Genomic DNA, 19,302 nt, shown 5'->3' on the forward strand with positions numbered 1-19,302 from the left:
ATCTCTTCCATCTTTTTTAGGGACAACCACAAGTGCCCCCTCTGGAGAATAACCCGGGGACCAGCGGCTAGTCGGGCCGGTCCACCAGTTGCTGCAACCTGAGAACATCCACCGTTGCCGCCACGTCGTGTACCCGTAGTATGCGGGCTCCGCGCTGCGCCGCCAGCATGGCCAGCGCCAGGCTCCCCGGCAGGCGCTCGCTCACCTCACGGCCCAGCAGGCGCCCGATCATGGACTTTCTCGACAACCCTGCCAGCAGCGGGGTTCCCTCTGGCGCCACCCTTTCAAGCTTCCGCAACAGGGCTAGATTGTGCTCATCTGTCTTGCCGAACCCGAATCCCGGATCCAGGATCAGGCGGCTGCGGGGGATCCCGACCTCTTCACAGGCCTGCATCCGGTGCTGTAAATAACCTCTGACTTCAGCCACCACATCACTGTATTCCGGGGCCTGCTGCATGGTGCCCGGCTGACCCTGCATATGCATCAGGCAGACTGGCAGGCCGGTGGCCGCCGCGGCTTCCAGGGCGCCGGGGCGCTCGAGGGCTCGCACATCGTTGAGCATTCCGGCGCCGGCTGCCGCTGCAGCTGACATCACCGCGGGCGTGCTGGTATCCACCGAAATCAGCGCCCCGAGCCGGCTGCTGATTGCCTCCACCAGCGGCACCACCCGATCCAGCTCCTGCTGTTCAGTCACAGGTTCCGCACCCGGGCGGGTGGACTCTCCGCCGATATCAATGATTGCCGCACCTTCCCGCAGCATCTGCTCGGCACGGGCCAGGGCCATGTCCAGGTCGAGGCTGCCCGAGCGATAGTAGCTGCCACCATCCGAAAATGAATCCGGCGTAGTATTGAGAACGCCCATCACCCGTGGAACGGAAAGGTCCAGGATTCGTCCGGCACACTCTAGCTGCACGTTACCCCCCAGGTTTGTGGTTGAGGTAGCCCTGCCGGTCACAGCCGGCGGTTACCATAAAAAAAACCAGGGCGAACCCTGGTTTTCGCTACCGCAATTGATCTCAGTGCCCGTTCAGGGGCCCGCCGACGGGATTCCCCTCATCGGCTGACGACGGATCGCGGCTCTTGTCGGTATCGTCCGCCTGGCCACTGCCACCGGACCCGAAATCATTGTCGTGCCAGTCGCGGGGCGGCCGCACCTTGCGTCGTGCCATCAGGTCGTCGACCTGCTCCGCGTCCAGCGTTTCGTACTCCATCAGCGCATCTTTCATTGCCTCGAGGATATCGCGGTTCTCCTCCAGCAGCTTGTTCGCACGGTTGTAGCAGTCATCAATGATGCGGCGCACTTCCGTATCAATTTCGTTGGAGGTCTTGCCAGACACCGGGTTACCGGCGCCGGGCTGGCCACTCTCATCCTCACCGTAATGCAGCGGCCCCAGCTTCTCTGACAGGCCCCACTTGGTGACCATATTGCGGGCCAGCTCGGTGGCACGCTCGATATCATTGGAAGCACCGGTAGTCACACCTTCGGCGCCCAGGGTCATCTCCTCGGCAATACGACCGCCGAACAGCGAACACAGCTGCGACTCGATGGCTCGCTTGGAGATGCTGTACTTGTCCTCTTCCGGCAGGAACTGGGTCACGCCGAGGGCCCGGCCGCGGGGAATGATAGTGACCTTGTGTACCGGGTCATGCTCCGGCACCAGGCGACCGATAATGGCGTGGCCGGCCTCGTGGTATGCGGTGTTCACCTTCTCTTTCTCGCTCATCACCATGGACTTGCGCTCGGCGCCCATCATGATCTTGTCCCGAGCGCGCTCGAACTCTTCCATGGTCACGGTGCGGCGGTTGGCTCGGGCCGCGAACAGGGCGGCCTCATTGACCAGGTTGGCCAGGTCGGCACCGGAGAAACCCGGGGTACCGCGCGCAATGGTCTGAGCGGAAACCGTGTCGGCCACCGGCACCTTGCGCATATGGACCTTCAGGATCTGCTCACGGCCGCGGATATCCGGCAGGCCAACGAACACCTGGCGGTCGAAACGCCCCGGGCGCAGCAGTGCATGGTCAAGCACATCCGGGCGGTTGGTGGCGGCAATTACGATTACGCCCTCATTGCCCTCGAAGCCGTCCATTTCCACCAGCAGCTGGTTCAGGGTCTGCTCGCGCTCGTCGTGGCCACCGCCGACACCGGCGCCGCGATGGCGGCCCACGGCGTCGATCTCATCGATAAAGATGATACATGGAGCCTGCTTCTTGGCCTGCTCGAACATGTCCCGCACCCGCGAGGCACCCACGCCCACGAACATCTCCACAAAATCGGAACCGGAAATGGAGAAGAACGGCACCTTGGCCTCGCCGGCGATGGCCTTGGCCAGCAGCGTCTTACCGGTGCCGGGAGGGCCGGCCATCAGCACGCCACGGGGAATCGCGCCACCCAGGCGCTGGAACTTGGTGGGATCACGCAGGAACTCCACCAGCTCCTGCACGTCTTCCTTGGCCTCGTCCACACCGGCCACATCGGCGAAAGTGGTCTTGATCTGGTCCTCGCCCAGCAGGCGGGCCTTGCTCTTGCCGAACGCCATGGGACCGGACCGGCCACCGGCTCCGCCCTGCATCTGCCGCATAAAGAACATGAACACGGCAATAATGATCAGGATCGGGAAACTGGCCACCAGCAACTGCTGCCAGATGCTGGGGGATTCCGGCTCGCGACCGACGAATTTCACGTCGTTGCGGACCAGCTCGTTGGTGAGCTCGTTATCGATGATCTGCGGCTGGATCGTCTTGAAGCGCTTGCCGTCAGCGCGCTCGCCGGTAATCACGAGGCCATCGACGACCACGCTCTCCACCTGCCCGGCCTGCACGTCGCTCACAAATTCGGAGTAGCTGAGGGACTCATCCCTGGACTGCGGCTTGAAGTTCTGGAACACCATCAGCAGCACCGCCGCGATGATCAGCCACAGTACAAGGTTCTTTGCCATATCGTTCAAAGGGATCACCCTCTTGCTTTACTTAAACTGCCTCCGCACGGGTCCGGCTGACCCGCCGGGCTCAATCCCGGGGCCGGCACTCGCCGGCCGGCAGTCGCACTGCCCACACTGATTGCAGTGCCACCAGATCCAGTCACACCAGTATAGGTATGATAGGCATGTTGACCGCGTGTTCCGCTGCGCCACCACAGGGTCCGCTTATACCACAGACTGGGCATGTGGCAGAAGGGACCGGCCGGTCACACAGCGCTTTTCCTATCGCATTTCCAGGGAAGCGCGGGCCTCTCCGGCAATCAGCCGCCCTTGAAGCCTCGCGCCACCACATAGACCTCGCGCGACCGGGGGCGTGAGGCCCCGGGCTTACGGGTCACGACACTGCTGTAGCTGGCCCGCAGGTCCCGGATCAGCTGGTCAAACCCCTCGCCCTGGAAGACCTTGGCCACGAATGCGCCACCGGGTTTCAGCACCTCGCGCGCCATATCCACGGCCAATTCCACCAGGTACATGGCCGCCGGCTGGTCGACGTCCCTCACCCCACTCATATTGGGGGCCATATCGGAAATCACAAGGTCGGCCCTGGCATCGCCCATATGCTCCAGCAAAGTATTGAGCACCGCTTCCTCGGTGAAATCACCCTGGACGAAATCCACCCCAGCGATCGGGTCCATGGGGAGGATGTCCGAGGCCAGCACGCGGCCCCTGTGACCCACCAGTTCCATCGCAACCTGCGACCATCCACCCGGCGCGGCGCCGAGATCCACAACCGTCATCCCGGGCTTGAACAGACGGTCTTTCTTCTGCAGTTCCTGCAGCTTATAGCTTGCCCGGGAGCGGTAGCCCTCCTTCTGCGATTGTTTGACATAGGGGTCATTGAAATGTTCGCGCAGCCAGCGGTGGCTGCTTTTGGATCGGCCCATCGGTTACAATGCCTGGTATCTAAACAGCTTTCGCAGGAGCGGCCCCGGGCTGCGATCGCGGGTCCGCTGACCCGACACCGATCGCGGCCCGGGGCCGCTCCTACAATCGGTATCCAGAATGGATACCCAGTGGTAATGGAGTATTGTATGCCTTTAACTGCCGAGCGTAAAAAATCCCTGCGCAGCCTTGGCCACAACCTCAAGCCGGTCGTGACCGTCGCCGGCAAGGGACTGAGTGAAGGCGTGATGGAAGAGATCAACCGGGCCCTGGAGGATCACGAGCTGATCAAGGTCAAGTTGATGGTGGCTGACCGCGACCTCCGCCACCAGGTCATCACCGAGCTCTGCCAGCAGAGTGGCGCAGAACTGGTGCAGGAGATTGGCAAGATCGCACTGATCTTCCGGGCGGCCGAGAAACCCAAGGCCCGCACCTCGAACCTGCTCCGCTGATTCCCCCTTCCTACCGGGCCGACTCCTCGGGCACACAATTGACCGCCGCCAGCTGGCGGCGGTCGCCCCCGGGCAGGCGCTGCAGCCAGCAGTGGCCATCTCCCAGCGACAACCGGAATCGGACAGGCTGAGACATTTCGCGCCCACCGAGATGGGGCTGGTCCAGGCTCCGCGGCGGATTGCGCTCGATGACCAGCAGGCTGCTGTCGGTAAATGCAGTTTCCGACAGCGTCACCGGCACCCCGCCCAGGGCCTCACTCACCGCCCGCTGTAACTCGGCGTTACCAGCCTCGCTTATCCCCGTGCGCACCGCCGGCACGTCACCACCCTGGGCCGGGGAGGAATTGCAGCCGGTTATCCCAGCCACCAGCAGCAGGCCGGCCAGGGAGAGCCGTGAGGAGAGGAGGCACATCATCACATCCCCCCCAGAATACGGTTTTCCCGCCACATGGACTTGAAGACGCTCTGGCCGCCGGATCCCTGCAGTCGCACATCCTGGCTCACCACACTGGAAGTACCAGACGCGAGGCTTCCACTGCAGCTACCGGTCTCGATGTAATTGAGGGCAGTGGCGAAGCGCGCCTCAGAGGGGTCGCCCAGCGGGCTGGCAAAATCATCGGCAACGGTGCATCCCGTCACGCCGGCACTGCCGGAACCATTGGGGACGAAGCCATCCGAGTACTCGCCAAACCCCTTGGCGTTCACGCCGGTGAACTGGATGGTGAAGTAGGTGGTACCGCAGTTATCAGTGGGGTAGAAGCCATAGGGCTTGCCGCAGGTCCGCTCGCCGATCTGCACCACCTGGACATCCACACCTCGCAGCCCATTGATAATCGCCTCACTGGCTGAACAGGTGGCGCCACCGGTAAGGACATACACTCGCGGAAGGTCCAGGGACGGAAGTGGCTGCCCCTGGGGCAGCTCACCGCCGCTGCCGGTGACATCGATGAATGGCAGCGGATCCAGGGGCTGGCCGGAGACCGGGTTGATCTCCGGGTGCTTGTCGTTGAACACCATCTGCTCGAACGTCATGCCGGTCGTGGGCACTTCCCCGGCGATCATGTAGGCCAGCTGGCTCGCCATGGTAAGCAGGCCACCGCCGTTGTAGCGCAGGTCCAGAACCAACTCGTCGACAGCCTGGGCGTCCAGGTATTCCACCGCCTCAACCAGCTGCTTCTCGGCGATAGCGATATGGTCATTGAACAGCAAATAGCCGACCTTGCGCCCCAGCGCCGCCTCTTCCACCTTTACGAACTGCACCGGATCCGTCGCGTAGGCGCCCGCGGTCAGGGTGATGGTTTGCACGCTACCGTCCACATACTCGAGCGTGAAGTCGTGCTCCTCACCGGCATTCTCCGGAAACAGGCCGGCATTCAGCGCCTCGATACCGGCATCGTCATCGGCGTTAACCAGGTCGACACCGTCAACCTCCAGCACCCGGGCACCACGCTCGGCGCCTGCCGGTTGTCCCTCCTGCTCCGTATAGGCGATCAACACCTCCCGCGGAGGACGCGATTCCAGTACGGCCCACTGCAGGCCATAGCCCAGGAAGACACCCGACTGGGACTGCGCTACCCACTCCTCGGTGGACAGGTAAAAATGAAAGTTATCCTTTCGGGCACCACTGTCGGTCACCTCATTGGTAACGAGCAGGTCGAAGTACTCCAGCACGCCGAAGTCGGCCGGGTCACGGTCCTCGATCTCGTCGTACCACAGGTACAGATCGTTGCTCCAGGAGCGCAGCCAGTTCTTCTCATCCAGCGCCGTACCCTGGACATCCGGGAAGTCACTGCCGGCCCGGGGCGACTCACAGCGGCTGGCATAAGTGTCGGCAGGCAGGAAGACTCCGGGCTCCCAGGTGCTGCCATCATCACTTCCGCCATCGACCGCGGCCGGCCCGGGGGAAGAGGAACCCCCTCCCCCACCGCCACTGCAACCGCCGGCCAGGCAGGCCAGGCTGAAAAGAAGTGACCGGGACAGGCCGGCCAGCGAGGGGGCGTTGGAGAATTGCATTATTGTTGTTCGCTCAGTTTTTCTGCCAGCCGGGTGGCAGAGCCACCCGTTCACCTGGAATCAGCTGGAAAGCTTGCCCAGTACCGTCTGCAGGCTGTCTTTCGCATCGCCAAACAGCATACGGGCATTTTCCTTGTAGAACAGCGGATTGGCCACCCCGGCATAACCCGAGGCCATGGAACGTTTCAGAATTACCACTTTGCCCGCCTTCCAGCACTCCAGTACTGGCATGCCGGCAATCGGCGAGCCGGGCTTTTCCACCGCATCCGGGTTCACCGTGTCATTGGCGCCGATTACCAGCACCAGATCGGTATCGGGAAAGTCGCCATTGATTTCATCCATTTCCAGGACGATGTCATACGGCACGTTGGCCTCTGCCAGCAGTACGTTCATATGACCGGGCAGGCGCCCCGCCACAGGGTGGATGCCGAAACGAACAGTCTTGCCCTTCTGCCGCAGCTTTTCAGTCAGGTCACTGACCGCCTGCTGCGCATGGGCCACGGCCATGCCAAAGCCCGGAACGATAATAATGCTGTCTGCCGCATCCAGGTCATCCGCCACTTCATCGAAGCTGGTCTCTACCACTTCACCGTCGACCTCGCCATCGCCCACTTCACCGCCGTCAGAGCCGAAACCACCCAGGATCACACTGATAAAGGAGCGGTTCATTCCCCGGCACATGATGTAACTGAGGATGGCACCGGAGGAGCCGACCAGCGCGCCCACCACGATTAACAGGTCATTGCTCAGCATAAAACCGGTGGCAGCCGCAGCCCAGCCGGAATAGCTGTTGAGCATCGAGATCACCACCGGCATATCCGCGCCACCGATCGCCGCGATCAGGTGGATACCCAGCAGCAGGGCGATGGCCGTCATGATCAGCAGGTTAAGGACAGTGCCGGCACCCAGGTCTGCGGGAATAAACAGCCAGCCGAGGAACAGGCAGGCCAGTATTGCCGCCAGGTTGAGCCAGTGCCGCGCCGGCAGCATCAGCGGCTTGCCGCTGACGATTCCCTGCAGCTTGCCGAATGCCACCAGTGAACCGGTGAGGGTAATCGCACCGATAAAGATCCCCAGGAAGATCTCGGTGTTGTGCACGATGTGCTCGGCACCAGTCAGGTTCAGGCGCGGGTCCAGGAAGCCTCCCCAGCCGATCAGTACCGCGGCCAGGCCCACGAAGCTGTGCAGCAATGCCACCATCTGCGGCATCTGGGTCATGGCCACTCGCCGCGCCAGGAAGATACCGATCACCGCGCCGACGGCCATGGCAATAGCCACCATCCAGTAGGCGCCGGAGACGATACCCGCGATAGTGGCAATGATTGCCACCGCCATACCCACCATGCCGTAGATATTGCCCCGCCGCGCGGTCTCGTGACTGGACAGCCCGCCGAGACTGAGAATAAACATCACCGCGGAGAAGAGATACGCCATCGAAATCATACCGTTCATTGTTATTCTCCTCTCCAGTTAACGCCGAAACATTTTCAGCATGCGGTAGGTAACAAAGAACCCACCAAAGATATTGATGCTGGCCACGAGCACTGCAACGAACGCCAGCAATGTCACCAGGCCCGAGCCCGTAGCCCCCACCTGCAACAGCGCACCGACAACGACAATGCCGGAAATGGCATTGGTAACACTCATCAGGGGTGTGTGCAGGGCATGGGTAACATTCCAGATCACCTGCCAGCCGACGAAAATGGCCAGCACAAAAACCGTAAAGTGCGAGACAAAGTCAGCTGGAGCCACCCGACCAAGCCAGAGCAGCAGGGCCCCGGCAATGGCCCAGAAGGCCAGGATCGACAGCGGCGACGTTTTCTTCGGCGCCTTGGCTTCCGGTTTCGGTGCGGCTTCCGCGGACTTTTCCGGGGCAGGCTTGGGCTGCACAGAAACCTTGGGAGCGGGTGGTGGCCAGGTAATTTCCCCTTCGCGAACCACCGTGGCACCGCGAATCACTTCATCCTCGAAATCGATATTGATCTCGCCATCCTTCTCCGGCGCCAGCTCAGCCAGCAGGTGGGTCAGGTTGGTGGAGTAAAGCTTTGAGGACTGGGTGGCGGCCCGGCTCGGCAGGTTGGTGTAACCGATGATGGTTACACCGCTTTTCACCACCTTTTCGTCTTTTTCGGTGTAATCGCAGTTGCCACCCATTTCCGCGGCGAGGTCCACCACGACAGAGCCCTCCGGCATGCTGTCGACCATGTCCGCCAGCCATAATTTCGGTGCCGGCTTGCCCGGGATCAGGGCGGTGGTGATAACAATATCCACTTCTTTCGCCTGCTCACGGAACAGGGCCATCTCGGCATCGATAAATGCCTGGGACATTTCCTTGGCATAGCCACCCTGGCCAGAACCCTCCTCTTCGATCTCCACAGTAAGGAAATCGGCACCCATGGATTCTACCTGCTCGCGCACTTCTGCACGGGTATCGAACGCACGGACCATGGCGCCCATACTTTTGGCGGTACCAATCGCGGACAGGCCCGCGACACCGGCACCGATCACCAGCACCTTGGCCGGCGGGATTTTACCGGCAGCGGTGATCTGGCCGGTAAAGAAGCGCCCGAAGTTATGCGCCGCCTCGATCACAGCCCGGTAACCGGCGATATTTGCCATGGAGCTCAGCGCATCCATTTTCTGCGCGCGGGAGATACGCGGTACCGACTCCACCGCCAGGGCATTGATATTCTTTGCCGCAAGCTTCTCCAGCAACTCTTCACTCTGAGCCGGCTTTAGGAATGCGACCAGGGTAGCGCCAGAGGGAATCAACTCTATTTCTTCATCGGTGGGCGCCTGGACCTTGAACACCAGGCCCGCATCTTTCAGGCAGGCCGCGGCGTCCTCACGGATTTCCGCACCAGCCTCCCGGTAAGCTTCGTCTGCAAAGCTTGCGGCAGCGCCAGCCCCTTTCTCGATAACGACGGAAAAACCCAGATCCTGCATGCGCCGCACGCTCTCCGGCGTGGCCGCAACCCGCGCCTCCCCCGGAGCGGATTCTTTTGGTATGGCTATGATCAACGCGTTACTCCCTCTGTCATTGTTATGAAAACACCAGGTCGACCAGCTGGCTTGCCCTGGCACACACGAAATGCAGTTCCATGGGTAACCAAATGGCCTGCCTGGGGACATCGCTGGAATCGATTCTAACCACGGGGGGAAATTTATGAAAACAAAAGAGACTGAAGCCCGGTATCAACGGGATCAATAGTGGCCATAAAAAAAGGGTTATGGGAAAAACCACTACCAGAATCAATCATTGCAATTGATATTCAACGCCATAATCGCCTCTACCCTACTGGCAAAAGCGGTATTTTCCCCAGTCAACAAGGGTATAGCGATTATTCCTAAGGTTGAAAAACTGGCTGGGAAAATATACCCGCCGCTTTCTTTGCTGCAGAAATGGCGTCATTTACGACGCAACGGTAGCCTCACATTCAGGTGCCATTGGCGAGCTTTCTATCATTTCTTGCCATTCCATTACAGCCAATTTGTCAGCGCCACTTCTCCAGGGCCTCGTGATCACTGGCACGAGATTCCACCCACCGCGCCCTACCGCTGCCACTTTCCTTTTTCCAGAAAGGTGCTTCGGTCTTTAGCAGGTCGATGATATAGCCACATGCATCCAGGGCCGACTGGCGGTGGGGGGCGGTCACCCCCACAAATACAATATCGTCACCGGGAACCAGTTGGCCCACCCGATGCAGGATCCGCACCCGCCCCAGGGACCAGCGTTCCAGCGCACGCTGCCCGATATCCGCCAGTACCTTCTCCGTCATTCCCGGGTAGTACTCCAGTGCCAGTGCCGTGACCGGGTCCCCGCTGTTGAAATCACGCACCGAACCGACGAATATCGTCGTGGCGCCGTCACTGTGATTGTCCGCACGCAAGAGCCCGAACTCGGCGCCGGTATCAAATTCGTGCTCCTGTACCCTGACTTCAACCGACACCGTCACCCCCCGGTCACCGGTGGGAAGAAAGCCACTTCGTCCCCGGCTTTCACCGTGCTCGAGTCCCCGGCCAGGGCCTGGTTGAGGGCCACCTGCAGGTTCCCGCGGCCGAGCGCGACCGCCCACTTTTCCCCGCGCTGCTGCAGGGCTGCCCTGACCTGGCTGATGTCACCCATGCCAGCCACGGGAAGCTCCAGCTGCTCGCAACCCAGCTCTTCCCGCAGGCTGGCAAAAAAAAGTATGCGAATCACCAGTGCTCCTCCGCGGTTGCCAGTCCGGGTTCCGCATCACCCTGTGGTGGCGTCCAGTGTCCATGTTTGCCCCCGGATTTCTCCAGCAGGTGGATATTGCCGATGGCAATGGCCGGATCGACCGCTTTGCACATATCATAAATGGTCAGTGCCGCCACCGATGCTGCGGTCAGGGCTTCCATTTCCACCCCGGTGCGCCCCGCCAGCCGGCAGAAGCTGCGGATACGGACAGAGCAATGATCCGGGTCCAATGCAAACTCCACCTGGACCTTGCTCAGCGCCAGCGGATGACACAGGGGAATCAGGTCGGCGGTTTTTTTCGCCGCCTGGATGCCGGCAATGCGTGCCACCGAGAGCACGTCACCCTTGCGGTTATTACCCTCCGCCAGCTGCCGAAAGGCCGCCTCACTCATGCGTACTTCTGCAGCGGCACGGGCGCCCCGGTCGGTTACCGACTTGTCAGTGACGTCGACCATGCTGGCTTCACCGCGCTGGTTCAGGTGCGTCAATTCCATGCGCTTACCCTCGCTGCAGGTGCGTTACAAAGTTGCAGGGCCGGAAATTGGAATCCAGCTGCTCGCAGAGTATCTGCTCCCACGCGGTACGGCAGGCACCGGTGGAACCAGGCACACAGCACACCAGTGTGTTATTGGCCAGGCCCGCCAGTGCGCGGGACTGGATTGTGGAGGAACCGATCTCCTGCAGCGACACTGCACGGAACAGCTCGCCGAACCCCTCAACCTGCTTGTCGAACAACGGCTGCAGGGCCTCCGGGGTGGAGTCGCGACCACTGAAACCGGTACCACCAGTGGTTAGCACCACCTGGACGGCGGGATCCGCTATCCACAGGGAAACCTGGGCCCGCAACTGGTAGACATCATCCGGGACGATCTTTCGCTCCATCAGGTTATGGCCTGCGGCGCGCAGTACCTCGGCCAGGTACTGGCCCGAGGTATCCGTGTCTTCGGTGCGGGTATCAGATACGGTCAGCACTGCCACATTGAGCGGTACGGGTACCGTTGCGGTAGTTTCGTTGGTGTGATCAGTCATGGATACTCTCCTGTAATTCTCGCCCACGGCCGGGGATCCCTGTTTGCGGGGATCCCAGGATGCGCAGCAGCCGGCTGAATTCAGCCGGGCAATTAACATTCATTTGCCAGCCACTCTCCCCCACCGGTAACTCTGTACCGCCGAGCTGGTGAACCAGCTGTCGCAGGGAGGCGTCCCCCCGGCCGGCGGAGACATCCCGCAGGTAATCCCGGGCGTTATCGTCGAGGCGCAGCCACAGCGGCAGCCACAGGCGCTCATAACAGAGTGCACGGGCACCGTTCCCAACACCTGCACGGCACAGGGCTGCCAGCGGGGCCACTGTCAACAGCGGCATGTCGACGGGGACAGCGAGGATTGCCGGCGGTCCCGCGCCCCCAGCGGCCGGTTCCAGCACCCCGGCCAGATCCTCGGCAATCGCATGCAGCCCACTGACCGGTCCCCGCGACGAACCGATATCCGCCACCCCGCCCCAGGCTGCCCCACTGACCCTGGTAGCCAGCCAGCGAGCGGGAAACTGCCGGCGCAACTCCTCCAGATGCCCCACCGCACGCTCTAACAGCGTTTCTCCGCCGGGCAGCACCATCGCCGCCTTGTCCTGCCCCATGCGACGGGACCCTCCGCCAGCCAGCACCACGGGGCAGATAATACTGGTACGTGTATCGGCCACGATCAGCCCCCCAGCATTGACAGGTTACGGGTTGCGCCGACCTGTTCCTGCTGCAGGTAGTGGCTCGGTTCCTTGGCACCGATTTCCCGGCGGATCCTCTCCGCAAGGGCAGCACTGTCGCCGGCAGCAATTTCGGGATAGAGGTCAATGCCGTGCTCGGCGAACAGGCACAGGTGCAGGCGGCCCTGGGCGGACACCCGCAGCCGATTGCAGCTATCGCAGAAATCTTCGCTATACGGGGTAATAAAACCGATACGGCCGAGGTAATCCGGGTGACGATATTCGCGGGCAGGCCCGGCATCCCGGGGCCGCTCTACCAGTTGCCAGCCATCCCGCACCAGTTCCCGCTCCACGGCGTCACCACGAATATGGTTGCTGGCAAAAAACTCGCGATTGTCACCGGTGCGCATCAACTCGATAAACCGCAATGTCACCGGCGTATGCCGCAGCCAGCCCAGGAACTCACGCAGGCGCCGGTCGGCGCCGCCCTGCAGCAACATGGCGTTCACCTTTACTTCAAGCCCCAGTGCCCGGGCCTGCTCGATACCGCGCAGTACCCTCGGCAAGCAGTCATGCCCGGTAAAATCGGCAAACTCCGCCGGGTCCAGCGTGTCGATGCTGATATTCAGCTGGTCGAGGCCGGCGTCACACCACTGGCCGATCACTCGTGGCAGCTTGTAGCCGTTGCTGGTCACCGCGACCCGGCGGATACCCGGGGTGGCCTTGGTGGCGGCAATGATTTCCGGGAGGTCTGCACGCAGGGAGGGCTCACCCCCGGTCAGCCGCACTTTCTGCGTACCGAGGCTGGCAAACGCGCGCACCACGGTCGATATCTCCGCAGTGCCCAGGTGGGGGGAATTGTCCGTCGCCTGGTACCCATCGGGCAGGCAATAGTCGCAACGGAAGTTGCAGACATCTGTGACGGACAGCCGCAGGTAATAGAACCTGCGCCCATGGTTGTCTGTAAGCATCAAACGCCTTTCCAAGTCAGCGAGCCCGCAGGGATTGCAGGCTCTCGGGAGGCCGGAGGATTTCTCCGCCGACCCTGGTGGCCCGGCCAGTGTGGAAGTTCCGCCAACTGGTGGCCACGGCCCGACTCCCCTATCCAGCCCCGGTACTCATGGGCTGGGCCGGACTTAGGGAAACGGGCTCGGTGTTTGTGATCGGTATCAGTGGTTTTATTGTCCTGCTCGGGACGCTCTCTCCTGTCATGATTGTTTCTGTTTCCGGAAAAGGCGCTCCCGAAGTAAATATTCCCAACAAAAGGAAATATCCGGTTTCTTCGATTTACCTCTCCCGGCGAATTCACGGGGTGCCGGCAATTCCACAGGCAGCCACCCGATCCATAGCACGCAAGCTTTATGCCATAGATCGGCCAGGCCCGGCCAGCCGAGTGGCGCCCCAATACCCGCACAAAGCGAACTTGCCTGTTACGGTATCCCCGGCGCGCATCTGCGAGTGCCCACTCCCGGGTCACCGCACGCGCCATACCGGACGGCTCGCACCAAAAAAACACTTTGCAGGCAGGCTGGCACCAAAACGGCGCAAACTGGCCCGGGCCAATACCCAAAATAGCACGGGGCTTCACGCACGGACCATGGCATTTAGTGCTTTGCCTTAATTGGTATGATTCTTGATTGCCAATACCACAGGCAACGGGGCCCGGCGATAACAGGATTTATCGCCGGGCTTTTTTGTGGGCGCCTGCCCGGCCCAGCCTCCCGCAGTAACAGCCGGTGCGGTCTGGCACTGCGCTTGCACCGATTTAACCAGTGACACCCGGAACCAGAAAGACTCAAGCGACAAGACGGTGAGACAACAGCAGGTCCAATGAACGAACCCCTTGGCATCATGCTGGTCGACGACCAGCCAGAACGTGCAGAAATGGTCTGCCGGCAGCTCCGCGCTGCCGGTTACCGCCTGCTCGTGCACCTGAATAGTGCTGCCGGCCTGCTGCAACAGGTGGATAACCATCGTCCGGATATTGTCCTGATCGATATTGAGTCACCGGACCGGGATATCCTGGAGAGCCTGTCGATCATCAATCGACAGAACCCCACCCCGGTGGCCATGTTCTCCGCCCGCGGGGGCGCTGACTTTATTACCAGTGCTGTGGAGGCCGGAGTCAGTGCCTATATGGCCGAGGGACTGAGTGCCGAACGCGTGACACCGGCGATCGAGATCGCCATGGCGCAGTTTCGCAGCTACCAGCAGTTGCGCGCATCCCTGGAGCGGACCCAGCAACAACTGCATGAACGCAAGACCATCGAGCGTGCCAAGGGCCTGCTGATGGCAAGGAAAAACCTCGATGAACAGGCGGCTCACAAGACCCTGCGCAACCTGGCCATGAACAGCAACTCCACCATGCTCGCGGTGGCGGAACAGATCATTAACCACTTACAGTCCCAGTCATGACCCCAGCCTCACCACTGCACCTGGAAAAGCGACATATCAAACTGCTGTACCTGCGGCTGACCGACAGCGCGCCGCTGGTAGTAGCGCAGGAGGAGGGATTTTTTGCCCGGTTTGGCCTGACGGTGGAACTGCAGCGGGAAACCTCCTGGGCGACTCTGCGTGATCGCCTGATCAGCGGCGTCGCCGATGGTGCAGCCATGCTCGCCCCCATGCCGCTGACCCTGTCACAGGCCCTGCCCCAGTGCGAGGAGCAACTACTGACCGGCCTGATCCTGAGTTGCAATGGCAACGCCATTACGCTTTCGCAGAACCTTTTCGAGTCACTCGGACTGGGCAACGGTGGGGGCGATAGCAGCACCACCGGTGCGGCACTGCGGGACTACCTGCATGCACAGCCCGCGTCGGCCCCGCCATTGAAACTGGCGACGGTTTATCCCCACTCCAGCCACACGCTACAGCTGCGCCACTGGCTACGCCTGGCCGGTATCGATCCCGACCGGGACCTGCAGCTACATATCCTGCCGCCGGAACAGATGGTAACGGCACTGCAGCGGGGTGATATCGATGGTTACTGCGTGGGTGAACCCTGGAACACCATTGCCGCACAACGGGGACTGGGCGTAATCGTGGCAGCCTGCAATGCCCTGCTGCCGGCCATGCCGGAGAAAGTGCTTGCCGTTACTGCGGGCTGGCACACCAGGCACCCACAGACGCACCTGGCCCTGCGCGCCGCATTGCTGCAGGCCTGCACCTGGCTTGGCGACCGCGCCCAGCGACGTGATGCGGTGGCGCTGCTCGCGCAACAACACTACCTGGACCTGGATGCCGACAGCCTGGCCCCCTCACTGAATGACCAGCTGCACTGTCAACATGGCCTGCCCCCGGCAGCCAATCCCGGCTGGCACCTGTTTGCGCACACCGACAGCGACTGCGGGCGCCCGACCCGGGAAAAGGCAACGCAACTGCTGGAGCTATGCGGCAAGTTCTCACCGGTGTCCCCGCAAGCTGCCGGGGCTTTCCGCGAGGAGCTGTACCAGCAGGTGCTGGATTATCTCGGCAAGCACTGAACCCGGACAGCGTGCCCGGCAAATTGCACCGGCACCAGGAAATTAAAGCGGCGAATGCCGCTCACAGAGAAAACTAGAAACCTGGACAACGAAGTCCACCGGCCGCAGCCAAGGCTGCACCCGTGGGCTTTTTTTATGCCCGCGGCCGCGCGCGGTGTGCCATCGAGACCAGAGGATATCGACCGGCATGCCCGCATTGCACAGCGATAAGAGGAAGCAACCATGTCCAGCCAATCACTGAACCTGTTTTCATTCCGCGGGAATATACGGATTCTCCACCTCACCTGGGTGGCATTTTTCATCAGTTTTTTTGCCTGGTTTAACCACGCGCCCCTGCTGATGGCAATCTCCGCTAGCCTGTCGTTAAGCCCCGGGCAGGTAAAGACGCTGCTGATACTGAACGTGGCACTGACCATTCCCGCGCGTATCGTGATCGGAATGCTCACCGACCGCTATGGCCCACGCTTGACCTACTCCATACTGCTGGCAGTTGGCAGCATTCCCTGTTTTATTTTCGCCCTCGCTGACAGCTTCGTGCAGGCGGCCCTGGGCCGCCTGCTCCTCGGTTTTATCGGCGCTGGCTTTGTGGTGGGGATCCGCATGGTTTCCGAATGGTTCCCGGCCCGACAGCTGGGCACGGCTGAGGGAATCTACGGCGGCTGGGGTAATTTCGGCTCGGCGGCGGCAGCCATAACCCTGCCCACGATTGCCCTCCTGTTCGGCGGTGATGATGGCTGGCGCTACGCAATCGGCCTCACCGGCGTACTCGCGCTGGGATACAGCTTTGTGTACTACCGCAGTGTGACCGACACCCCCAAGGGATCGACTTACTTCAAGCCGCGCAGGATGGGCGGCATGGAGGTCACCAGCCGCGGCGACTTTGCCCTGCTGCTGGTGATGAAACTGCCGCTGTACGCCGCCCTGGCCCTGCTCACCTGGAAGCTATCCCCCGCCGGAGTAGCCTTGCTGGACGGAACCTGGGCCAGCCTGGTCTATACGGCGCTGGTACTCCTCTATGTCCTGGACGCCCGCCGTTGCTGGGAAATCAACCGCGAGGTACTGCAGACACCACCGGCGCCCGCGCATCGATACCAGTTCAAGCAGGTCGCGATCCTCAACCTGCTCTATTTCGCCACCTTTGGCTCTGAGTTGGCGGTAGTCTCCATGCTACCGCTGTTTTTTTCCGAAACCTTCAGCCTCGACCCGGTGCGGGCCGGGCTGCTGGCCTCCGGATACGCCTTCATGAACCTGGTGTCCCGCCCGGTGGGCGGCCTTTTCAGTGACAGGTTCGGTCGCCGGGCCACGCTCCAGGTCCTGGTACTGGGCCTGATGGCGGGTTACCTGGCGATGAGCCAGATCGACAGCACCTGGCCACTGCTACTGGCCGTGGCCGCCGCCATGGGCTGTTCCTTTTTCGTGCAGGCCGGTGAGGGTGCGGTCTTCGCCGTGGTGCCCCTGATCCAGCGGCGCCTTACCGGGCAGATTGCCGGCATGACAGGCGCTTACGGCAATGTGGGGGCAGTGTTTTACCTGACGGTATTGAGCCTGGTTTCCTACGAGGCCTTCTTCCTGGTGATTGCCGCCACCGCGCTGGTGGGCTTTGCCGTGCTCCTGCTGATGGAGGAACCGCAGGGGCAGATGGCGGAAGTGCTGCCGGATGGCAGCGTCTCACTGATCGATGTGACCTGAATACCATGCCTTCCGCGACCGACACGCACGTCCCGCAAGGCACAGACAGCCGAGCCAGGGCGGATGACAGGCGGCAGGAAGCGCTGGTCATGACCAGCGCTTCCTGTGCCGGACGGCGGGTCCATAACGATGATGCATGTGCGGTCTGTGCGCCCAGTGGCTCCGCACGCCTGTTCCGCGGAGCCCTGGCAGCGGTCGCAGACGGGGTTGCCAGTGCCGAAGCCGGCGGTGAGGCGGCGCGCGCGGCGATCAGTGGGTTCCTGTCCGACTACTACAGCACGCCCGAAACCTGGTCCGTCAAACAGGCGGCCGCGCGGGTGCTGCACGCACTGAACAGCTGGCTCTACCGCCAGGGCGGCGGCAGCCGGGAACTCCGCCAGGGCTGGCTGACCACATTTTCCTGCGTGATTTTCAAGGGCGCCAGTGCCCACCTGATCCATATCGGCGACTCCCGTATCTACCGGTTGCGCGGCGACACCCTGGATTGCCTTACTTGTGACCACAGCCGCGCTTTAGGACGCAACCGCACCTTCCTGGCCCGCGCCCTGGGTATGGACGCCCATATTGAGGTGGACTACCGCTGTGAGCAGCTGGAGCAGGGCGATATCTTCCTGGTCTGCAGCGACGGGGTGCACGACTACCTGGCCCCGGCGCGCATCGCGACAATACTGCGAGCACAGACCGACGACCCCGCCCGGGCACTTCTGGACGCGGCGCTCGCTGCCGGTTCGGAAGACAACCTGAGCGCAGCCGTGGTCCGTGTCCGGGTGTGCCCGAAACCGGAAAGCGAGGACCTGCTGGGGCAGCGCGACAGGCTGCCCTTCCCCCCGGACCTGCGCCCCGGCAACCGGCTCGATGGTTTCCTGGTCCTGCAGGAGCTGCACGCCAGTGCCCGCAGCCAGCTCTACCTGGCCCGCGATACCGGCAGTGGTGCCCTGCGTGTCATCAAGACACCGTCGGCCAATTTTATTGATGACCCGGCCTACATAGAGAACTTTATTGCCGAGGAATGGACCGGCAGGCGGCTGGATCACCCGGGTATCGTGCGCATCTATGCCCCACCGGCGTCTCAACAGTTCCTCTACCACGTGATGGAATATGTCGAGGGCCAGAGCCTGCGCCAGTGGCTGGAACTGAACCCGGCGCCGCCAATCGAGCAGGTGCGGGAACTGGTGCAGCAACTGGTCAGTGCACTGCGACGATTGCAACGGATGGAGATTATCCACGGCGACCTGAAACCCGAGAACATCATGATCTCCGCCGACGGACGCCTGAAGCTGGTCGACCTGGGCGGCGCAAATGCGGCAGGACTCAGGGAGCACCTGCACCATCGCAGCGACCGGGTCCCGGGAAGCAAGAATTATATTGCTCCCGAATACTTTCTCGGCGATGCCGCCAGTCACCGATCAGACATTTTTTCCCTCGGGGTAATCACCTATGAGTTGCTCACTGGCCATTATCCCTATCGCGAGCGAGCAGGCGACCGGCTTTACCGGCTGCACAACTACAGCGCGCTCCACTATCGGCCAGCCAGGAATCACCGCCCGGAGTTACCGTTGTGGATCGACAGGGCCCTGCAGAGGGCCTGCCATCCCAACCCCCGCCATCGCTACGCGGCCCTGTCGGAGTTTGTCCACGACCTGCACACACCCAACCCCGAGTTCACCCACGCGGACAGCGCGCCACTGATGGAGCGCAACCCGCTGCTGTTCTGGCAGCTCGTAGCACTGCTGTTACTGCTCTCGCACCTGCTGCATTTCCTGCAGTGACAAACCGGAACAAAACCTTGCGCAACACCCTGCCGGCACCAACGCGGTGCAACCCGGCCGCCCCTGCACCAGCTTGCCGCACACCAGTCACAGGCAGCAGCGGCAAACCCGCATAAACC

Annotated in this window: 19 protein-coding genes and 1 riboswitch; of the genes, 6 read left to right on the forward strand and 13 right to left on the reverse strand. The window is 61.9% G+C overall.

Features of this window, described 5'->3' with window-relative positions:
• Nucleotides 1-67: 67 nt before the first annotated feature.
• The 3 genes from folP to rlmE form a co-directional block, all read right to left on the reverse strand.
• Nucleotides 68-862: a dihydropteroate synthase gene (folP, locus tag ACH6CX_RS08230; protein WP_396675349.1), complete on the reverse strand. Its 795-nt coding sequence runs from the start codon at nt 860-862 to the stop codon at nt 68-70.
• A 154-nt stretch (nt 863-1,016) separates the two neighbouring features.
• Nucleotides 1,017-2,936, reverse strand: a complete 1,920-nt coding sequence (gene ftsH, locus ACH6CX_RS08235; RefSeq protein ID WP_233006176.1) for an ATP-dependent zinc metalloprotease FtsH — start codon at nt 2,934-2,936, stop codon at nt 1,017-1,019.
• Between the two features lie 302 nt (nt 2,937-3,238).
• Entirely contained in the window at nt 3,239-3,862 is a 624-nt protein-coding gene (gene rlmE / locus ACH6CX_RS08240) for a 23S rRNA (uridine(2552)-2'-O)-methyltransferase RlmE (protein WP_396675287.1), read from the reverse strand.
• Nucleotides 3,863-4,009: 147 nt separating this feature from the next.
• Between rlmE and yhbY the strand changes: the two genes are divergently transcribed.
• Nucleotides 4,010-4,312 carry a ribosome assembly RNA-binding protein YhbY gene (yhbY, locus tag ACH6CX_RS08245; RefSeq protein ID WP_233006178.1) on the forward strand — a complete coding sequence of 101 codons (303 nt, stop codon included), beginning with the start codon at nt 4,010-4,012 and terminating at the stop codon, nt 4,310-4,312.
• Nucleotides 4,313-4,322: 10 nt separating this feature from the next.
• Here the strand turns inward: yhbY and ACH6CX_RS08250 are convergent, their stop codons facing one another.
• The 10 genes from ACH6CX_RS08250 to moaA all read right to left on the reverse strand — a co-directional run bounded on the left by ACH6CX_RS08250 (nt 4,323) and on the right by moaA (nt 13,214).
• Nucleotides 4,323-4,727 (reverse strand): hypothetical protein, encoded by a 405-nt coding sequence (locus tag ACH6CX_RS08250; protein WP_396675288.1) that lies wholly within the window; start codon nt 4,725-4,727, stop codon nt 4,323-4,325.
• On the reverse strand, nt 4,727-6,325 hold the full coding sequence (locus tag ACH6CX_RS08255; RefSeq protein WP_237062516.1) for a S41 family peptidase: 1,599 nt from the start codon (nt 6,323-6,325) through the stop codon (nt 4,727-4,729). Before ACH6CX_RS08255 ends, ACH6CX_RS08250 begins: the two co-directional genes overlap by 1 nt.
• A 60-nt stretch (nt 6,326-6,385) precedes the next feature.
• Nucleotides 6,386-7,777, reverse strand: a complete 1,392-nt coding sequence (pntB, locus tag ACH6CX_RS08260) for a Re/Si-specific NAD(P)(+) transhydrogenase subunit beta (RefSeq protein WP_233006181.1) — start codon at nt 7,775-7,777, stop codon at nt 6,386-6,388.
• Nucleotides 7,778-7,795: 18 nt separating this feature from the next.
• Nucleotides 7,796-9,457 (reverse strand): Re/Si-specific NAD(P)(+) transhydrogenase subunit alpha, encoded by a 1,662-nt coding sequence (locus ACH6CX_RS08265; RefSeq protein WP_396675289.1) that lies wholly within the window; start codon nt 9,455-9,457, stop codon nt 7,796-7,798.
• Nucleotides 9,458-9,819: 362 nt separating this feature from the next.
• Nucleotides 9,820-10,275, reverse strand: a complete 456-nt coding sequence (gene moaE / locus ACH6CX_RS08270) for a molybdopterin synthase catalytic subunit MoaE (protein WP_233006183.1) — start codon at nt 10,273-10,275, stop codon at nt 9,820-9,822.
• Between the two features lie 2 nt (nt 10,276-10,277).
• The gene (gene moaD / locus ACH6CX_RS08275; RefSeq protein WP_233006184.1) at nt 10,278-10,526 is read right to left on the reverse strand and encodes a molybdopterin converting factor subunit 1; all 249 of its coding nucleotides are present in this window, start codon (nt 10,524-10,526) and stop codon (nt 10,278-10,280) included.
• Entirely contained in the window at nt 10,523-11,041 is a 519-nt protein-coding gene (moaC, locus tag ACH6CX_RS08280) for a cyclic pyranopterin monophosphate synthase MoaC (protein ID WP_396675290.1), read from the reverse strand. Before moaC ends, moaD begins: the two co-directional genes overlap by 4 nt.
• Nucleotides 11,042-11,045: 4 nt before the next feature.
• Nucleotides 11,046-11,576, reverse strand: coding sequence for a molybdenum cofactor biosynthesis protein B (moaB, locus tag ACH6CX_RS08285; protein WP_396675291.1), 531 nt, complete (start codon nt 11,574-11,576; stop codon nt 11,046-11,048).
• Nucleotides 11,569-12,243 (reverse strand): molybdenum cofactor guanylyltransferase, encoded by a 675-nt coding sequence (locus tag ACH6CX_RS08290; protein WP_233006187.1) that lies wholly within the window; start codon nt 12,241-12,243, stop codon nt 11,569-11,571. Before ACH6CX_RS08290 ends, moaB begins: the two co-directional genes overlap by 8 nt.
• A 2-nt stretch (nt 12,244-12,245) precedes the next feature.
• Nucleotides 12,246-13,214, reverse strand: coding sequence for a GTP 3',8-cyclase MoaA (gene moaA / locus ACH6CX_RS08295; RefSeq protein ID WP_233006188.1), 969 nt, complete (start codon nt 13,212-13,214; stop codon nt 12,246-12,248).
• Nucleotides 13,203-13,411: riboswitch (molybdenum cofactor riboswitch) on the reverse strand. Its footprint overlaps the gene before it by 12 nt.
• On the opposite strand from moaA, the gene ACH6CX_RS08300 reads away from it, so the two are divergent.
• From ACH6CX_RS08300 to ACH6CX_RS08320, 5 genes are all read left to right on the forward strand, one after another.
• Nucleotides 13,397-13,864: a hypothetical protein gene (locus tag ACH6CX_RS08300; protein WP_396675292.1), complete on the forward strand. Its 468-nt coding sequence runs from the start codon at nt 13,397-13,399 to the stop codon at nt 13,862-13,864. Its footprint overlaps the riboswitch before it by 15 nt.
• Before the next feature lie 209 nt (nt 13,865-14,073).
• Nucleotides 14,074-14,658, forward strand: a complete 585-nt coding sequence (locus ACH6CX_RS08305) for an ANTAR domain-containing response regulator (RefSeq protein ID WP_233006189.1) — start codon at nt 14,074-14,076, stop codon at nt 14,656-14,658.
• Complete coding sequence (locus ACH6CX_RS08310; protein ID WP_233006190.1) at nt 14,655-15,725, forward strand: CmpA/NrtA family ABC transporter substrate-binding protein; 1,071 nt, start codon at nt 14,655-14,657, stop codon at nt 15,723-15,725. The genes ACH6CX_RS08305 and ACH6CX_RS08310 overlap by 4 nt, the downstream gene beginning before the upstream one ends.
• Nucleotides 15,726-15,947: 222 nt before the next feature.
• Nucleotides 15,948-17,414 (forward strand): NarK family nitrate/nitrite MFS transporter, encoded by a 1,467-nt coding sequence (locus ACH6CX_RS08315; protein WP_396675293.1) that lies wholly within the window; start codon nt 15,948-15,950, stop codon nt 17,412-17,414.
• Nucleotides 17,415-17,503: 89 nt separating this feature from the next.
• Nucleotides 17,504-19,183 (forward strand): protein kinase, encoded by a 1,680-nt coding sequence (locus ACH6CX_RS08320; RefSeq protein ID WP_396675294.1) that lies wholly within the window; start codon nt 17,504-17,506, stop codon nt 19,181-19,183.
• Nucleotides 19,184-19,302: the final 119 nt, after the last annotated feature.

Origin of the sequence: Microbulbifer sp. JSM ZJ756 (assembly GCF_044383805.1) — a bacterium.
GTDB classification, from domain to species: domain Bacteria; phylum Pseudomonadota; class Gammaproteobacteria; order Pseudomonadales; family Cellvibrionaceae; genus Microbulbifer; species Microbulbifer zhoushanensis.